The organism is Taibaiella sp. KBW10, assembly GCF_003852495.1.
Lineage (GTDB): Bacteria > Bacteroidota > Bacteroidia > Chitinophagales > Chitinophagaceae > Edaphocola.
Genome location: NZ_QAJI01000001.1, coordinates 247,732 through 263,869 on the forward strand (window position 1 = coordinate 247,732; position 16,138 = coordinate 263,869).

The 16,138-nt window shown below is 42.3% G+C and carries 16 protein-coding genes; 6 read left to right on the top strand and 10 right to left on the bottom strand.

The genetic code is table 11. From position 1 onward, the window contains the following. Positions 1–1,095 carry an FUSC family protein gene (locus DBR32_RS01085; protein WP_199724280.1) on the top strand — a complete coding sequence of 365 codons (1,095 nt, stop codon included), beginning with the start codon at positions 1–3 and terminating at the stop codon, positions 1,093–1,095. 69 nt (positions 1,096–1,164) lie between these two features. Here DBR32_RS01085 and DBR32_RS01090 read toward each other — a convergent pair whose 3' ends face one another. The 3 genes from DBR32_RS01090 to DBR32_RS01100 all read right to left on the bottom strand — a co-directional run bounded on the left by DBR32_RS01090 (position 1,165) and on the right by DBR32_RS01100 (position 4,205). Beyond that, on the bottom strand, positions 1,165–2,331 hold the full coding sequence (locus DBR32_RS01090; protein WP_124634441.1) for an MFS transporter: 1,167 nt from the start codon (positions 2,329–2,331) through the stop codon (positions 1,165–1,167). Between the two features lie 51 nt (positions 2,332–2,382). Beyond that, positions 2,383–3,330 carry an aldo/keto reductase gene (locus tag DBR32_RS01095; protein WP_233559626.1) on the bottom strand — a complete coding sequence of 316 codons (948 nt, stop codon included), beginning with the start codon at positions 3,328–3,330 and terminating at the stop codon, positions 2,383–2,385. A gap of 245 nt (positions 3,331–3,575) precedes the next feature. Then, positions 3,576–4,205 carry an NAD(P)H-dependent oxidoreductase gene (locus tag DBR32_RS01100; protein WP_124634442.1) on the bottom strand — a complete coding sequence of 210 codons (630 nt, stop codon included), beginning with the start codon at positions 4,203–4,205 and terminating at the stop codon, positions 3,576–3,578. An 83-nt stretch (positions 4,206–4,288) separates the two neighbouring features. On the opposite strand from DBR32_RS01100, the gene DBR32_RS01105 reads away from it, so the two are divergent. Genes DBR32_RS01105 through DBR32_RS01115 form a run of 3 tightly spaced genes read left to right on the top strand, consistent with a single transcriptional unit; the run spans position 4,289 to position 6,415 of the window. Further along, a complete protein-coding gene (locus DBR32_RS01105; RefSeq protein WP_124634443.1) occupies positions 4,289–5,221 on the top strand; it encodes a LysR family transcriptional regulator in 933 nt (310 codons plus the stop codon). A gap of 42 nt (positions 5,222–5,263) precedes the next feature. Next, a complete protein-coding gene (locus tag DBR32_RS01110) occupies positions 5,264–5,797 on the top strand; it encodes a Crp/Fnr family transcriptional regulator (protein WP_124634444.1) in 534 nt (177 codons plus the stop codon). A 57-nt stretch (positions 5,798–5,854) separates the two neighbouring features. Next, complete coding sequence (locus DBR32_RS01115; protein ID WP_124634445.1) at positions 5,855–6,415, top strand: DinB family protein; 561 nt, start codon at positions 5,855–5,857, stop codon at positions 6,413–6,415. On the opposite strand, the gene DBR32_RS01120 is transcribed toward DBR32_RS01115, so the two are convergent. Beyond that, positions 6,416–7,243 (bottom strand): 2OG-Fe(II) oxygenase, encoded by an 828-nt coding sequence (locus DBR32_RS01120; RefSeq protein WP_124634446.1) that lies wholly within the window; start codon positions 7,241–7,243, stop codon positions 6,416–6,418. Positions 7,244–7,377: 134 nt separating this feature from the next. Here DBR32_RS01120 and DBR32_RS01125 point away from each other — a divergent pair, with 134 nt between their 5' ends. Continuing rightward, a complete protein-coding gene (locus DBR32_RS01125; RefSeq protein WP_124634447.1) occupies positions 7,378–9,006 on the top strand; it encodes an ABC-F family ATP-binding cassette domain-containing protein in 1,629 nt (542 codons plus the stop codon). A 79-nt stretch (positions 9,007–9,085) separates the two neighbouring features. Here the strand turns inward: DBR32_RS01125 and DBR32_RS01130 are convergent, their stop codons facing one another. The 6 genes from DBR32_RS01130 to DBR32_RS01155 all read right to left on the bottom strand — a co-directional run bounded on the left by DBR32_RS01130 (position 9,086) and on the right by DBR32_RS01155 (position 14,151). Beyond that, complete coding sequence (locus DBR32_RS01130) at positions 9,086–9,631, bottom strand: NADPH-dependent FMN reductase (RefSeq protein WP_124634448.1); 546 nt, start codon at positions 9,629–9,631, stop codon at positions 9,086–9,088. An 11-nt stretch (positions 9,632–9,642) separates the two neighbouring features. Next, positions 9,643–9,924, bottom strand: a complete 282-nt coding sequence (locus DBR32_RS01135) for a GNAT family N-acetyltransferase (RefSeq protein ID WP_124634449.1) — start codon at positions 9,922–9,924, stop codon at positions 9,643–9,645. Between the two features lie 90 nt (positions 9,925–10,014). Next, positions 10,015–10,911, bottom strand: a complete 897-nt coding sequence (locus DBR32_RS01140; RefSeq protein WP_124634450.1) for a CorA family divalent cation transporter — start codon at positions 10,909–10,911, stop codon at positions 10,015–10,017. Between the two features lie 57 nt (positions 10,912–10,968). Then, complete coding sequence (locus DBR32_RS01145; RefSeq protein ID WP_124634451.1) at positions 10,969–11,253, bottom strand: hypothetical protein; 285 nt, start codon at positions 11,251–11,253, stop codon at positions 10,969–10,971. A 31-nt stretch (positions 11,254–11,284) separates the two neighbouring features. After that, on the bottom strand, positions 11,285–12,433 hold the full coding sequence (locus DBR32_RS01150) for a glycoside hydrolase family 3 N-terminal domain-containing protein (RefSeq protein WP_124634452.1): 1,149 nt from the start codon (positions 12,431–12,433) through the stop codon (positions 11,285–11,287). Between the two features lie 20 nt (positions 12,434–12,453). Next, the gene (locus DBR32_RS01155; protein WP_124634453.1) at positions 12,454–14,151 is read right to left on the bottom strand and encodes a sodium:solute symporter; all 1,698 of its coding nucleotides are present in this window, start codon (positions 14,149–14,151) and stop codon (positions 12,454–12,456) included. Positions 14,152–14,429: 278 nt separating this feature from the next. Here DBR32_RS01155 and lpdA point away from each other — a divergent pair, with 278 nt between their 5' ends. Then, on the top strand, positions 14,430–15,836 hold the full coding sequence (gene lpdA / locus DBR32_RS01160; RefSeq protein WP_124634454.1) for a dihydrolipoyl dehydrogenase: 1,407 nt from the start codon (positions 14,430–14,432) through the stop codon (positions 15,834–15,836). The last annotated feature ends 302 nt before the right edge of the window (positions 15,837–16,138 follow it).

Genomic DNA, 16,138 nt, shown 5'->3' on the forward strand with positions numbered 1-16,138 from the left:
ATGGCGACAACATTCAAACAGGTTTTACAAAAGGAGACAAATGCATTTTTTACCCTCAACAAAAGTAACAGGGTATGGCATATTCCCCTTTTGGCGGCCCTTTCGGTAGGTATGCCGCTGATTGCAGGATTGCTTTTGGGCAATCTGAAAGCCAGCCTCACGGCAAGTCTCGGTGGTTTAGTGATCTTATATTATGCACCCTCTATTCCACTGGCCGGCAGGATGATCACCTTACTGGCCTGCTCTTTCGGGTTTATGCTGTCCTATACGATTGGCCATTGTTTTAGCTTTAATCCTTATGCCTCGGCCATCGTCTTCGGATTATGGGCAATGGCTGTCCACTGGATTGTTTCTTTCTTTAAGACGAGAGCACCGGGCAATTTCTTCTTTATCATGATGGCTTCCATGGCGAGCTGTCAGCCATTTGACCTGCATCATATTCCTCAGAAAATAGGCCTGATGGGCCTGGGTACTATGTGGGCCTGTATGCTGGCTTTGGTTTATGGCCTCCTCACGCTGCACAAGCAAACCCCATCGCCCCATAATAATAAGCTATCAGTTACGATTGTCAAAAATGAATATACATCTTTAGTAGAGTCGGGCATTATGGGGTTCTTTATGTTTTCTGCACTCCTTATAGGACATTTGCTGGCTTTTAAGAATCCGTACTGGATCCCTATTTCCTGTCTTGCCGTGATGCAAGGGGTATCGCGCCTGCATATATGGCAAAGGGTGGTACACCGCATTGTTGGTACTTTTGTCGGTTTGTGTTTATGCTGGCTGGCCTTATCGATCAGCAAAACACCCCTTAGTATTTGTATCAGCATTATCCTGCTGCAATTTATTGTAGAATCCTTGATTGTGCGCCACTACGCCCTTGCCGTTATTTTTATTACACCGATGACCATCTTATTGGCCGAAGCCGGTAACCCTTTAATACAAGATCCCAATCACCTGCTTGCCGCCCGCGTGACGGATATTATCGTAGGCAGTATGATCGGCGCTATTGGCGGATGGGTGATCTACCATGAAAAATTGCGGCAAAGCGCTATCCGGCAAATCAGAAAAACAAAGGTACTCATCCACCGGCGCTAAGGATCATAATAAAAAAGATGCCTCCCTATTGCTTATAAGAAGGCATTTATATTTATAAAAAGCGCAAGCTTATGCGGCTAGGGCTTTATATCGTTTTTGCGTGATTAAAAAGGAGGCGGCAAACAGCACGCCAATTCCTGCCATACCCACACCGAACAGTACCGGAGCATTATAGGCAAGACCGTAAGTAATCGGCAAGCCTCCGAAGAAAGCCCCAAACGTATTACCCAGGTTAAAACTGGCCTGTCCTGCCGCAGCGGCAAGGGTTTCTGAACCATTGGCTGAATTGATCAGCATCATTTGCAAAGGGGCACTATTGCTAAAAGCCGCTAATCCCGTAATAAACGACATTGCATAAGCCATCGGCGTATATTGAGCTGTAAAATAAATAAGGAGCAAACATAAGCCCATGGCCGAAAAGGAGATCGTGGCCGCTCTCGCCGGTGTTAAGGCATCGGCCAGACGGCCACCCAAAAGATTGCCGACTAACATGCCCAGACCGACCAAAACCATTACTAAGGGAATGCTGTTTTCCGCAACCCCCGCAATAGAAGTCATTAAAGGGGCAATGTAACTGAGCCAGGCAAACATACCCCCGGTACCAATCGCAATCATTCCGATCATGGCCCAGGCCGTTTTAGTTTTAAAATAGGCCAGTTGCTTAAATACTTTTTGATCCGAAAAGGCTGCCATCACAGGTAGCCAGTACCTTATGGCCAACATCGTAACCACCCCAAAAAGGCTGATAAACAGATAGGTGTACCGCCAGGAAAAATGATGCCCGATGTACGTACCGATCGGCACTCCGATCAGGTTGGCCACGGTCATACCGGTAAACATTACGGCAATCGCCCTTGCCGCTTTCCCTTCTCCTGAAATCTTAGAGGCCACAACAGCACCGATCCCAAAAAAGGCACCATGTGGCAATCCGGATAAAAAGCGGGTGATGAGTAAAAGCGGATAGTACGGCGCAAGGGCAAACAATCCGTTAAAGACCACAAACAGCAACATTAAATAAAACAATACTTTCTTAGGTGGAAACTTTGCGGTGAACAAGACCAGTATGGGTGCGCCAACCACTACTCCTAACGCGTATAAAGCGATCAGATGGCCGGCAGTAGGGATATCTATGTGAAGGTCTTTGGCAATATCGGGCAAAATGCCCATCATCGTAAATTCGGTCATACCGATTGCAAAAGCACCAAAGGCCAGTGCAAGGAGACTTTTTTGTGTCATTATGCTTATTAAAAATGAATGGTTGAATGTATGAATCTGTAGGGCTTTTGCTTATTGTTCCGTATCACTGGCATCATCCAGCAAAGCCAGGTGTTCAGAACTGAGTTTTAACTGAGCCGCCGCCATCAGGTCATTGAGTTGTACTAAAGAGGTTGCACTCGCAATGGGCGCGGTGATATACGGTTTATGCAACTGCCAGGCAATCGCGATTTGAGAGATGGGCGCATAAATCATTTCAGATACTTCATCCAGTGCATTCAGGATACGCATACCGCGGTCATTAAGGTATTGCTTGATGCCATTCCCTCTGGCGCTTTTATCCAAATCGGCAGCCGTTCTGTATTTCCCAGATAAGAAACCGCTGGCCAGGGCATAATAACTCGTCACCCCTAAATGTTCCTGCTCTACCAGGGGTAGATATTCCGTTTCAAAGGGTTTCCGGTCATACAAATTATATTGGGGCTGTATGCTGATATACGGTTCAAGACCATTTTCACGGGCGTATTGATTAGCAGCTTTTATCCGCGCTGCAGAAAGATTTGATGCCCCGATATAACGCACCTTACCTTCTTTAATCAATGCATTAAAAGCATCCATCGTTTCGGCAACCGGTGTCGCGGGATCATCGTAATGGGCAATATACAGATCGATATAATCGGTTTGTAGACGCTTCAGTGATGCTTCCACAGCGGTTTTCATATAGGCTGCGGACAGGCCGGCATTGTGCGCACCTAATTTTGTGGCAATGACTAAATCGTCTCGTTTACCCCTTTGTTTCAGCCACTTTCCAATAATCGTTTCCGACTCTCCACCCGTATTGCCCGGCACCCAACTGGAATAAACATCTGCAGTATCAATACTATTAAATCCGGCCGCTACAAAAGCGTCTAAAAGGGCAAAAGAGGACTGCTCGTCTACTGTCCAGCCAAATACATTACCTCCGAAAATCAACGGCGCGATAGAAAGGTTTGAGGGTCCTAAATTTACGTTATGCATCATGATCTTATATTTTTATGTTCTTTTTATAATTCCCGGCGACCGGCAGGCTGTCTGTCACACCATAATTAACCAGGCTGGAAATAGATAGCCAGCATACGATTGTTATAGGAAATCATCAAGGGTAAGGGAGTAGTCGTCCGGAACACATCTGCAATAGATAATATTCAGAATACAAAAGTAGGTTAATCCAAAATCTTGCGGCAGATAAAATAAAGCCAAAAGCACTATTGAATCGCCTTTCTTTCTTATCTGCAGGCGGAAACCGTTTCCATACAATCTACCAATTGTGTCTGTATATGCTGTTTGTAGCGGCTGGTATAGGCAGCTATTTTCTGTTCCGTCACATTTTTTTCCATATCATGAAAGTGTATGCTCTCCAAAGGGCTCATACCCACGAATGCATTCATTCTATGAAAGCCAAACATAACGCCTTCGTCAACCGATTTTTCCTGAAAAAATTCACCGGGTAAGGTAAAGGCCGTTTCCGGAGCATTCCAGGTTGTGCTGAGCATGTACTGCTTTCCCTGCATCATACCACCCGTTCCGTAATTCAGATCGGGCTGATCGCTTTTACGGCCATCGCTGTAATAAATGCCTTTACGGTGACCGGCGGTGAATACAATATCGAAATAGGCTTTTAATTGATAGGGCATAGAAAACCACCAAATGGGCGTATGATAGAGCACGACATCTGCCCAAACGAATTTATCGACTTCTGCCGCCGCATCATAAGGTTCATTGATGTCGGTGTATTTTAGTTCAAATCCATTTTCAGGTGTAAACAGTGTTTTATCGATATCCAGCAAGGTTTTATTAAACTTTCCACCGGAATGCGCAAAATGCTGTCCTCCGTTAATGACCAATATATGTTTCATATCTTTATTTTTAAGCAAAATTAATTCGCTTTAAACTATTATAAAAATTATTTAAATTTGCACTTGTATCATAATAATTATAGATGAAAACAAATCTGGAATGGTTCAGAACCTTTAAAGCGATCTATGAAACGGGAACGCTGACGGGTGCCTCTAAGTCCTTATCGATGTCGCAACCCGGTGTGAGCCTGCATTTGAACTCTTTAGAGGTTTATACCGGTTATCCTTTGTTTGAACGAAAAGCAAAAAAAATGCTTCCGACAGAAAAGGGTACTATTTTGTACAGTCAGGTAGCGCATCTATTGGGTTGCCTGGAAAACGTAGAGGATTTACTGCACAAGAAATCGGGAAAAAACAGGGCGACTTTGAGCGTAGGAATGTGTATTGAAACTTTTGAGCATGATCTTGAGCAGTTCGTGCCCACCTTGCCTTTCAACCTTATTATGCGTTTTGAAAACAGCGAGCAATTAAAACAATTATTTGACTTGGGCATTTTAGACCTGGCATTAGTGCATAAAAAAGGAAATGAGAAAGAGGTTTCTTATCATTTTTTCCGGACAGAAAAGCTGGTACTGGTTTCGGGGAAAGACACAGACACCGCTGTGCTGGAACAATACCTGCAGCATAACCAATTGGATGCCGCCAAACATTGGCTGGAAGAACAGGTCTGGTACGGCACAGCTGCCGATACGGAGCAGATCCATCGCTTTTGGGAAGCGCTTTTTGGTGAGACGCCACATTTTCTGCCCAATTATATTGTACCCAATAAATTCTCGATTATCCGTTGCCTTGCAGAAGGTGGGGGCTTTTCGATTTTACCGGATTACTTATGTCTTAATCAGAAGTATAATCAGGGTATAAAGATCATTGAAACACCCAAATCGGCGGAAAATCAATTGTTTTTTTGCAGGAAGAAACGGTCGATGTATGATACCGAAATGGATACAGTGATCTCTTTGTTGGAACAACAAACATTGTCATCAACGATTACCTCGTTCGAGCAACAGCAAGCATAAAGCCTGTCACTGTTCATCAGTACGCCTAATTAATGAACCAATATGAATCCTACACGACTCATCGATTTACTGGAAACACATCAGCTCGTTTCTAAAACAATGACCATAGAAAGAGGTGCCTATTTATGCCATGCCGGTATGGTATCGACAGATATTTATTACCTGACCGAAGGCAGTGTACAGGCCTATGTGCTGGAAAATGAAGAAGAACAGATCATTCGCTTCGGGTATAAAGATAATATTATTGTGGCCCTGGATTCTTTTTTATCGGGCGCGCCGTCTTCGTTTTATATGCAAGCCCTTAAAAAAACGACAGCCAAAGTGATTCAAAAGGAACACTTCATGGCCTTTATCCAGGCCCATACAGATCATCTGAAACTATGGGCCGGCCTGCTGGAAGACCTCGTCTTACAGCAAATCGAACGGGAGATCGACATCCTTACCACGGCTCCGAAGGAACGATATGAAAGGGTTTTACAACGAAGCCCGCAACTGTTTCAGGAAATACCCCATAAATATATTGCCAATTATCTCCGGATGAGCCCGGAGACCTTATCGCGGCTAAAAAAGTCTTGACTTCAATCAATATTTTATTAGGCAAAGAACAGGAGCTTTGCTCAAAATTAACCTCCAATGCACATCGACACAAATACTTTGCTGAGCCAATTAAAAGAAAGCACTTTAAACCTTATCGCGAAAGCCAATGTTTTAGCAAGCCAAACAGAACAAAGCCTCAACTGGCGGCCCGATAAGGATAGCTGGAGTACCCTGGAATGTTTGCAACACCTAAATCTGTATGGTAACTTTTATCTCCCCGAAATCGATAAGCGCATTCGCCAAAGCCGGCATCGCCAACCCGTAGCCACCTTCAAAAGCGGTGTGCTGGGCAATTACTTTGCACAAAGTATGCTACCTAAGGAAAAGCTGAATAAAATGAAGACGTTCAAAAATATGAATCCGATCAATAGTGCGCTGGATAAGAAAATTATTGAGGTGTTTATCGCGCAGCAGCAGCAAATCCTTAATCTGCTGGAAGCGGCAGGGCATATCAATATCATAAAGACCAAAACCAGCATCAGCATTTCCAGTATGATTACGCTAAGACTGGGAGATACTTTCAGGTTTTTTATCAATCACAATATCCGGCATTTTCAACAGATCGCCCGAATTGAACAGGCAAGAGTTGCTTCCTGATTATTGGTCTTTTTTGTAAATATGCTTTGTTTCCACAATGCTTTTACCGGTAATTTTACGGATAAAATTCCGCAGTTTCCGGTCTATGGCGAGTATCACCTTTTTCAAGGGCTCTTCCGGTCTGCCGTAAAAACTGGTTACATGAAAGTAATTGCTATCCTCTAAAGAATGAGGAGAAAAATAGTAATTGGACACGCAACAACGACTGGCTTCTGCGGTCACCTTGCTCACCGAATGCAGCGAAGATTTGTTGGTGATCATTAAAACTAAACGGTTAAAGGCCGATACAATGGTTCTTTGTTCCTGATCAATGCCCTTATCCCAAAGTTCCAGATTGCCGCCATTTTCTACCGTCCAGTCGGGCGATACGTAATATAATAAATTAAGTACCCGGTATAATTTCCGGTCATTATCATGAGAGTTGTCCAAGTGGGGATTTAAGAAATTCCCTTTGGTCATCAGACTGATCCCTCCGGCATATAAATGCTCGTCGGGATTCATCTCCGGAATACCAGTAATCTCTTCAACCAGGCGCACAACCCGCTCATCCTGAAAAGCATAAATAATCTCTTCGAGTAAAGGATGGTACAGGTTCATCTGTGCAGCTACCTTTTTATATTCCCTGATGGAGCGATGCTCTCCCATTTGCTCCGGTTTAGGAAAGGCACGATAGATCTGCAACGCTATGTCTTCCGGCAGCAGCTTGTCTACGGTACAGGAATTGATCTGCCCCGATTGTTTAAAGGCATCACGGAGCTTAGTTTGTTCTTCAAGAAGTCTTTTTAATATAATATCAGCAAGTTCCGTTCGTGTATATGGACTGGTCATAGGGGAATAAAAAATATAAAAACCGGGGCACCCAAGCCCCGTAAATCAAAGTTACAGCTTATTGTTAATAGTATATATAAATTTTCTAATGGCAGATTATAATCGTACCTTTGCAACCAAAATTTTGAGTAAAAATGATTAATGTAAATAATCTCTCCCTTCGCTATGGGAAACGTGTGCTTTTTGAAGATGTAAACCTAAAGTTTACAGAAGGAAACTGTTATGGTATCATTGGTGCGAACGGAGCGGGCAAATCTACTTTCATAAAAATCTTATCGGGGGAAATTGATCCTACCGGTGGCCGCGTGGATATATCTAAGGGAATGCGCATGAGCGTATTAAAACAAGATCACCATAAATATAACGATATCCCTGTATTACAAACCGTAATGATGGGTAATACGGAGTTATACAAAATCATGCAGGAGAAAGATGCTATTTATGCCAAAGAAGACTTCACCGAAGAAGATGGCTTAAGAGCAGGTGAACTGGAAGGAATCTTTGCAGAAATGGATGGCTGGAATGCAGAAAATGATGCGGCTACCCTATTAAGCAACTTAGGTGTAAACGAAAGCAAGCATAATTCAAATGTTCAAGACCTGGACGGTAACGAAAAGGTAAGGGTATTGCTGGCACAGGCTTTATTTGGTAATCCAGATATCCTTTTATTGGATGAACCTACGAATGACCTTGATCTGCAAACCATCGGTTGGTTAGAGAATTTCTTAGCCGATTATGATAAGATTGTATTGGTGGTATCGCATGACCGTCACTTCTTGGATACGGTCTGTACCCACGTTGCTGATATCGATTTTGGAAAGATCACCATCTTTACGGGTAACTATTCTTTCTGGTATGAATCAAGCCAATTGTTATTAAAACAACGCAGCGAACAAAACAGAAAATCTGAAGATAAGATCGCTGAATTAAAAGAGTTTATCGCGCGTTTCTCTGCGAATGCCTCTAAATCTAAACAAGCCACCAGCCGTAAGAAAGCTTTAGATAAGATCAAACTGGAAGACATGACGGCTTCTACGCGTAAATACCCGGCCATCTTATTTAACAACCAGGTACGTGATGCAGGTGATCAGATCCTTGAAGTAAAAGGACTGACCAAGGTGCAAAACGGAGAGGTATTATTTAAAGATGTAAGCTTTGATATGAAACGCGGACAAAAACTGTCTGTTTTATCTGAAAACTCCTTAGCAACGGCAGCATTTTATAAAATATTAAGTGGAGAAGATACCGATTTTGAAGGGGAATTCAAATGGGGAGTGACCATTACCCCTGCTTACTTACCGGGCGACAATACGCCTTATTTTGAAGGCCTGGATTTAAACCTTATTGATTGGTTGCGCCAGTATTCTGAAGAAAAAGACGAAACCTTTATTCGCGGTTTCTTAGGTCGTATGTTATTTAGCGGCGAGGAAACGCTGAAGAAATGTACGGTATTATCAGGAGGAGAAAAAGTACGTTGTATGCTGAGTCGCATGATGATGCAGAAAGGAAATGTATTAATGTTTGATGAGCCGACCAACCACTTGGATCTGGAATCGATCACAGCATTGAATAATGGTATGAAAGACTTCAGAGGTACCGCTATCTTTACGTCACGAGATCATGAACTGACCCAAACGGTAGCAGATCGTATTATCGAGATCTCTCCAAATGGCATGTTAGACAAAGACATGAGCTTTGATGAGTATATTTCTGATGATCGCGTAAAAGCACAAAGAGAAGAATTACACAAAGTACCTGCATAATCCATAAGTTTTATAGCAGTACTATTATAAAGGAAAGAGGGTTGCGNNCGCAACCCTCTTTCCTTTATAACTTATGTCCCTACTTCATCGCGGCAATCTGCTGCTTAAAGGCGGTAATTTTTTCTTCTAAAGCGGTTTTCAATGCTTCATCTGTGATGGTACCATTCGCGAAATTCTTATTAAAAGAAGGCAGGGAGAAGGTCTCCAAAACCTGAGCCGCAAACTGTGGAAAGAAAGTACTGGCGGTATGCATTACATTACCGCCGCCATAACCACCGGGCGAGGTACTCATCAGCAACATCGGTTTGTCCTGAAATAGTTTTACTTCAATACGGCTGCACCAGTCAAAAATATTTTTAAAAGCGGTAGTGTAGGAACGATTATGTTCTGCCAGAGAACAGATAATTATATCCGCCGCACCGATCGCTTCCAGGAAACTATGCGCCTGCTCGGGATAACCCTCTTTTTGTTCCCGGTCTACAGAGAACAAAGGCATCTCAAAATCGTTCAGATCAAGCAGGTTGATTTCCGCTCCTTCAAAATAGCTCAAGGCAAATTGAGTCAGTTGCTTATTAATTGAAGTGGAGCTATTGCTCCCCGCAAAGGCAAGTATTTTTTTCGGCATATTGGTATAATTTATAAAAGTACGTCGTGAATAGATGGTGTTTTATCAAAAACACTTTTGGCAAAGGGACAAAGCGGCATGATCTTTATCTGTTGCGCGCGGGCAAAGTCAACGGCAGCATTAAGCAGTTCATTGCCCACACCTTTTCCCTTATATGCGGGATCTACTTCGGTGTGATCAATAATAATCTTGTCGGTTCCTGCCCAGGAATAGGTCATGGTTCCGGCTTTTGCCCCATCAATCATGGCTTGAAAGGAGCCTTTCGTTTCATTGTTAAATTGCAGCATTTCCATAAGCGGATGATTGAATTTAAATAATTATTGTTTGACATTCAGGGCAAAAATAGCACGACTGATGTTATCCTTGCTTGATGTATGATAAGATTATAAAATTCTTTTCCTTTTAAACCAGGTAAAAATAGCTATACAGATTAACGCCATTAAACCCAATACGGCAAAATAACCATATTTAGTTTTCAGTTCGGGCATAAACTCAAAATTCATCCCATAAATACCGGCGATAAATGTAAGCGGTAAAAAGAAGGCAGAAAATACCGTTAGCAGTTTCATGACGCCATTGGTCTTCTGTGCATCCAGGTTCAGGTAGGAATTAAGCAGGTTGTTGGCATTTTCCCACTCTTCATCAAAACCCAAAACAAGGTTCAGCATCGTATCTTTGATATCCTGCATCGCCACGCGGGAGGCTTTCTGTACCTCCACTTGGTTCAACACATTCTGGGTAATAATCAGTAATTTTTTTACAATACGGGTATGTGCTTTCTGATAATACAATTCCTCCAAAGACACTTTTGTCCTCGTCTTCAAAAAAATCGTTTTCTCCAGCTGTTCATTTTTCTCAGACAATACCAGCGTGGGCCGTTCATAGGTCTTCAGCATTTTGCTGATCAGGTAAATAACGAGCAATTCGGAACTCGCAAATTGCGGGCGCACATTGTTGATAAAATCAAAATCGGCTCTGTGTATCGTGATCACCGAACGGCTGTTATAGAAAAAGGCGATCTTATTGGTAATCTCGTTAATGGAACTGGATTTATCCCTGATGGTATGGGTATAGGCCCTTAGAATGATAAAATTATACTCATCTCCTTTTTCGAATTTGGGTAAATGCCCGGGCTCCAGACTATCTTTTATCTGATAAAAATCCAGGTCATATTTTTTAGCAATACCCTCTATATCCTCTTTTTGCGGATCTTTAATATCAATCCACTTAAAGCGGTCATAAGTCTTTTCGGTATACTGACAAATTTGAGGACTGTCCATAGTACAAAGCGATAATTATGTAAATGTAAAATATGCTGTAACACATTTACGGTAAATCTATTTTTTATCCGCAGGTTCTTCCTCCCCTTCCTTATCTAATTCGGGGATATGCATCACAGAAGAAAGAAATTGAATGGTTCCTTTTTTCTGCCAAACCTTTACAGCCCATAATATACCCACAATCAAGCCGACAAAAGCAATGGAGCAACCAATAGTAAGGCTTTTTACCGAGGGCTGTGGAATATAAATCAGCGCACCGATACCTGAACCGATGAGCAGGGGCGAGGCCACAATACGCAACCATCCTATAACTTCTGTAATATATTCAAATATCTTATGCATTGTTCCTCATTAAGGATCAAAACAGCTTTCCTTATTGCATTAAGATTTTAAGTCGAATAATGCGTTTCACAGAAGCTTCAAATTGTTTGCCCAATTCAGACTTTTTATCCAATTCGGCAACAATCTTTTTATTAAGTTTCGCTGCATCTAAGGGCATCAACACTAAGTCCACTCCCGCTTTTGCCGCTTCCCAATCCGCATCAGGAAAGTTTTTGGAGGCCTGCATGTTCATGGCATCGGTAGTGATCAAACCTTTAAACCCCATTTTATTACGGAGCAGATCGGTCACAATCTTTCTTGAAGTGGTGGCAGGACGCTCGCTTTCGGTATTAAATCCTTCGGGATTGTTCTTTACTGCTATATGCCCTACCATAACGAATATCGGATTGGACGAAGCGATGACTGCTTCAAAGGTCGACAGCTCGGACATTTTCCCGTTAATAAATACGGACTGCTTATGGGTATCTCCGGTAACGGCGCCATGACCGGGGAAATGCTTTATCGTAGCGGCTTTCCCATCATCCTGTGTTTCTTTAATAAATATACCGGATTGTTTTATGATCACTTCCGGATCATTACCGAAAGAGCGGTTATTAATGATCGATTTATTTTTGGCAATATCCACGATAGGAGCAAAATTGATCTTGATGCCCATCTCATCCATCAGGTTATTGATGGTATCTACCGAAGACTTGACGGCATCTTCTGTTTTCAAATTGCCGGTCGCCGTCATTTTCGGATTGCCGACAAATTTATTATGCAGTAAAGTGGGCTCGCAGTCACAGGCAAACAACGGGCTGAGCCCTGCGATGGTATATTGTGCCAATTGGTTATGCTGGTTGATAAACTCCTGTTTATTTCCTTTCAGAAACAGCACATTAGCTGCTTCATTCTTACTCACATTAGGCTTCACGGTTGTCGCGTATGGAAAACCTAAAACTTCGCTGGAAGCCACCATGATCATTTGTGCTGCCCGTTCCTGATTGCTCATTTTAAGATACAGGTCATCCACACTTTTGTCCAGTTGTTTATCCGCATTAAAATACCGGTTAGCAATATTATCCGATACGGCAATGACTTGCGAGACACTGGTTTTTTTCTTTTCAGTTGTTTTCGTTGACTGTCCGTTGCAGGCTAATGCCAGTGTAGACAATACAGATATAAATAAGAATGATTTCATTATTTTAGGGATCAAATAGATTAAGGGGTACGATTGATATTTTTGCTGTTCAATTGCTGTTGTACCAGGAGGGCAATGACAATTACCAGTAAAGAACCGATGACATTAAACCATAAAAACCCGACAACGTTTAATTTGTATATAATAAAGATAAGGATTTCTGAAGCGATGGCGGCCACAAAGACGGCCTTACCCGATACGCGCTTAATAAAAAATGCAGTTAAGAAAATGCCCAGGATAACACCATAGAACAAGCTACCCAACTCATTTACGGCCTCAATAAGAGAGCCCATACGGGTTGCAAACATGGCCACGATGATACTAAAGATGCCCCATAACAAGGTATAAATCCTTGCCCAGCGTAACTCTTGCTTTTCATCAATCTCTTTTTTAGAAATCAGTTTATGAAAGTCCAAAAGGGTACTGGAAGCCAAAGCGTGTAAAGCAGCCGAGATAGATCCCCAACTGGCCAGAAAGACCACGGCAAATAACAGCCCGATCATACCTACAGGCAAGTAGTTGCGTACAAAGTGCAGAAAGATATAATTGGTATCATTGGCTTCTGCGGGTACCTTATAATTGGTGACCAGGTGCTGAAAGGAATCCCGGCTCTGCACGATCTGCTTTTGGGTCTGGCGGAGTAAATGGAGGTTCTGTTGCGTGGCATTCGGATTATCTGTATGCCGCAACCCGACAAGGGTTGTCGCCAGAAATGCCTGCTGCTCGGATAACATATTATATTGAATAGCCAGATCGGCATATTGCGTGGGAGCCGCTTTTGCCGTCAGACCGATCGCTTTATCATTAAAAGAGATGGGTGCTTTTTGAATTGCATAAAAAGAGAACAGCAAAGCGCCTAAGAGCAGGATCAGGAATTGCATCGGAATTTTGACCAGGCCATTCATTAGTAATCCCAGACGGCTTTCGCGGATGCTCTTTGCCGAAATATAACGACCTACCTGGCTTTGATCAGTACCAAAATAGGAAAGTGCTAAAAAGAAGCCCCCAATCACCCCACTCCAGATGTTATACTTATCTTTAATATTGAAATTAGTAGTGATCACATTTAATTTACCCGATTTTCCTGCCAGGTACAAGGCATCTGAGAAATCAATGCCTTTAGGCATTGCCCTTACCAATAGTACTCCGGCAAAGGCCATAGAGGTCAGGATAATGATAAACTGAATTTTTTGGGTTTGGGCGATCGCCTTAGCTCCCCCGGTATAGGTATAGATGATTAATAAACCTCCTACCAGAACATTGGTGATGTATATATTAATATCTAAAATGGAGGATAAGATAATGGAAGGCGCATAGACACTGATTCCCGTAGATACGCCGCGGGAGAACAGGAACAGGATACCGGTCAGTAGACGGGTATTCCGGTCGAAGCGCTGCTCGAGGTATTCATAAGCGGTGCTTACCCTTAGTTTTCTAAATATCGGAACGAAGACGGCCGCAATCACGATCATGGCAATCGGAAGACCAAAATAGTACTGCACAAAACGCATACCATCGGTATAGGCTTGTCCGGGGCCAGACAGGAAAGTGATGGCACTGGCCTGTGTCGCCATAATACCCAGAAGCACGGTGTACCAGGGCATTTGACGGCCAGCCATAATATACGATTCCCTACCCGTTCCCCTGCTCTGATATAATCCGTAAATGATGATCGCAGCAAGGCTGCCGATCATGATCATCCAGTCTATACTACTCATTTATAATATTGGGTAAATAGCGTGAACAATATAATGAGTACTACCAGCCATAAGACCAAAAAGGTATACCATCTTTTCCAATAACGCTGCTCTTTTTCTGTTTCCATATCCAATACTTGCATCCCTCATTTAAAAGTATTGCAAACCTAACCATTTATAGTAAGTTGAGAAAACCGGAGCGGTAAAATTATTGTTGGTTTACATCGAATTAATTACTTTTGTACGATAACTTTTGATAGAGAACTTTATTTTACATACAAAAAACACAATTTTATATTATGGCATACGATGTAATCGTAGTAGGTAGCGGTCCCGGTGGTTATGTAGCCGCCATCCGTGCTGCTCAATTAGGATTTAAAACAGCAATCGTTGAACGTGAAAGTTTGGGTGGTATCTGCTTAAACTGGGGTTGTATCCCTACCAAAGCTTTATTGAAATCAGCTCAGGTTTTTGAATATATCAGTCATGCACAGGATTATGGTGTATCTGTAGAAGGAGCAAAACACGATTTTGATGCCATCATTAAACGTAGCCGTGGTGTTGCCGATAAGATGAGTAAAGGAATCCAGTTCCTGATGAAGAAAAATAAAATTGATGTTTTAGCCGGCTTCGGTAAATTAAATGCGAGTAAAGAGTTGGAAGTAACTGCTGCCGATGGTAGTGTTACAAAACATACCGCAAAACATATTATATTGGCTACCGGTGCACGCAGCCGTGAGTTACCGTCTTTACCAATCGATGGCAAAAAAATCATTGGTTACAGAGAGGCCTTGACTTTACCTGCACAACCAAAATCGATGATTGTAGTCGGTTCGGGCGCAATCGGGGTTGAGTTTGCTTATTTCTACAGCGCTTTGGGTACCAAAGTAACGATTGTAGAATTTATGGACAGAATCGTACCGGTTGAAGATGCAGACATTTCTAAAGAATTGGAAAAATCATTCAAGAAGAAAGGTATTGAAGTAATGACTTCTTCTTCTGTAGAGAAAGCGGATATCAGTGGTAACGGCGTAAAAGCAACCGTAAAAACGGCTACCGGTGAAATCACTTTGGAAGCGGACATCTTATTATCTGCTGCCGGTGTGGCAACAAATATCGAAAACATCGGTTTAGAAGCCTTAAACATCACTACCGAAAAAGGTAAAGTAATCGTAGACCCATACTACAAAACAAACGTAGACGGTATATATGCCATTGGCGATATCGTACCGGGACAAGCCTTAGCACACGTTGCGATGAAAGAAGCGGTAATCTGTATCGAAGCGATCGCTCATAAAGAAGGCAAATTTGCACACCAACCAGCTGTATTAGATTACGGTAACGTACCAGGTTGTACTTATTGCACTCCGGAAATTGCTTCTGTAGGTTTGACCGAAAAAGCAGCGAAAGAAGCCGGATATGAAATCAAAGTAGGTAAATTCCCATTCTCTGCATCCGGAAAAGCTAGTGCTGCCGGTGCAACAGAAGGTTTTGTAAAAGTAATTATCGACGCGAAATACGGCGAATGGTTAGGAACGCATATGATCGGTGCAAATGTAACTGAGATTATTGCAGAAACCGTAACCGCACGTAAATTAGAGACAACTTATCATGAGCAATTAGATACGATCTTCCCTCACCCAACAATGAGTGAAGCCGTAAAAGATGCGATTGAGGTTGCTTTAGGTGAAGCGATCCACTTGTAATATATTTTTCTAAAACAGAAGAGGTAGCATTAGAAAATAATGCTGCCTCTTTTTTTGCGCATATAATGACTAAAAACTGTCATTTTTTTAACTTTTGTTAATAAAATGCTTTATAAATTTTAGAAATAATCATACATTTGAGCCACAAATTCAATATATAACCCCCCCACAAATTCTAGAAGTATGCTTAGACTACTACAAGAAAAACCAAAATGGTTGAAAACCGATCTGTTCAGGCTTAAGTCGCTACGGCTTAAATTATTTGCCGGGCTGATGCTCTTACTTTGCCAATCTACTGAAAG

Excerpts from the sequence above, each read along its gene's own strand:
- DBR32_RS01085 (WP_199724280.1), top strand. The coding sequence starts at position 1 with ATGGCGACAACATTCAAACAGGTTTTACAAAAGGAGACAAATGCATTT.
- DBR32_RS01090 (WP_124634441.1), bottom strand. The coding sequence starts at position 2,331 with ATGACACAAAAAAGTCTCCTTGCACTGGCCTTTGGTGCTTTTGCAATC.
- DBR32_RS01095 (WP_233559626.1), bottom strand. The coding sequence starts at position 3,330 with ATGATGCATAACGTAAATTTAGGACCCTCAAACCTTTCTATCGCGCCG.
- DBR32_RS01100 (WP_124634442.1), bottom strand. The coding sequence starts at position 4,205 with ATGAAACATATATTGGTCATTAACGGAGGACAGCATTTTGCGCATTCC.
- DBR32_RS01105 (WP_124634443.1), top strand. The coding sequence starts at position 4,289 with ATGAAAACAAATCTGGAATGGTTCAGAACCTTTAAAGCGATCTATGAA.
- DBR32_RS01110 (WP_124634444.1), top strand. The coding sequence starts at position 5,264 with ATGAATCCTACACGACTCATCGATTTACTGGAAACACATCAGCTCGTT.
- DBR32_RS01115 (WP_124634445.1), top strand. The coding sequence starts at position 5,855 with ATGCACATCGACACAAATACTTTGCTGAGCCAATTAAAAGAAAGCACT.
- DBR32_RS01120 (WP_124634446.1), bottom strand. The coding sequence starts at position 7,243 with ATGACCAGTCCATATACACGAACGGAACTTGCTGATATTATATTAAAA.
- DBR32_RS01125 (WP_124634447.1), top strand. The coding sequence starts at position 7,378 with ATGATTAATGTAAATAATCTCTCCCTTCGCTATGGGAAACGTGTGCTT.
- DBR32_RS01130 (WP_124634448.1), bottom strand. The coding sequence starts at position 9,631 with ATGCCGAAAAAAATACTTGCCTTTGCGGGGAGCAATAGCTCCACTTCA.
- DBR32_RS01135 (WP_124634449.1), bottom strand. The coding sequence starts at position 9,924 with ATGGAAATGCTGCAATTTAACAATGAAACGAAAGGCTCCTTTCAAGCC.
- DBR32_RS01140 (WP_124634450.1), bottom strand. The coding sequence starts at position 10,911 with ATGGACAGTCCTCAAATTTGTCAGTATACCGAAAAGACTTATGACCGC.
- DBR32_RS01145 (WP_124634451.1), bottom strand. The coding sequence starts at position 11,253 with ATGCATAAGATATTTGAATATATTACAGAAGTTATAGGATGGTTGCGT.
- DBR32_RS01150 (WP_124634452.1), bottom strand. The coding sequence starts at position 12,433 with ATGAAATCATTCTTATTTATATCTGTATTGTCTACACTGGCATTAGCC.
- DBR32_RS01155 (WP_124634453.1), bottom strand. The coding sequence starts at position 14,151 with ATGAGTAGTATAGACTGGATGATCATGATCGGCAGCCTTGCTGCGATC.
- lpdA (WP_124634454.1), top strand. The coding sequence starts at position 14,430 with ATGGCATACGATGTAATCGTAGTAGGTAGCGGTCCCGGTGGTTATGTA.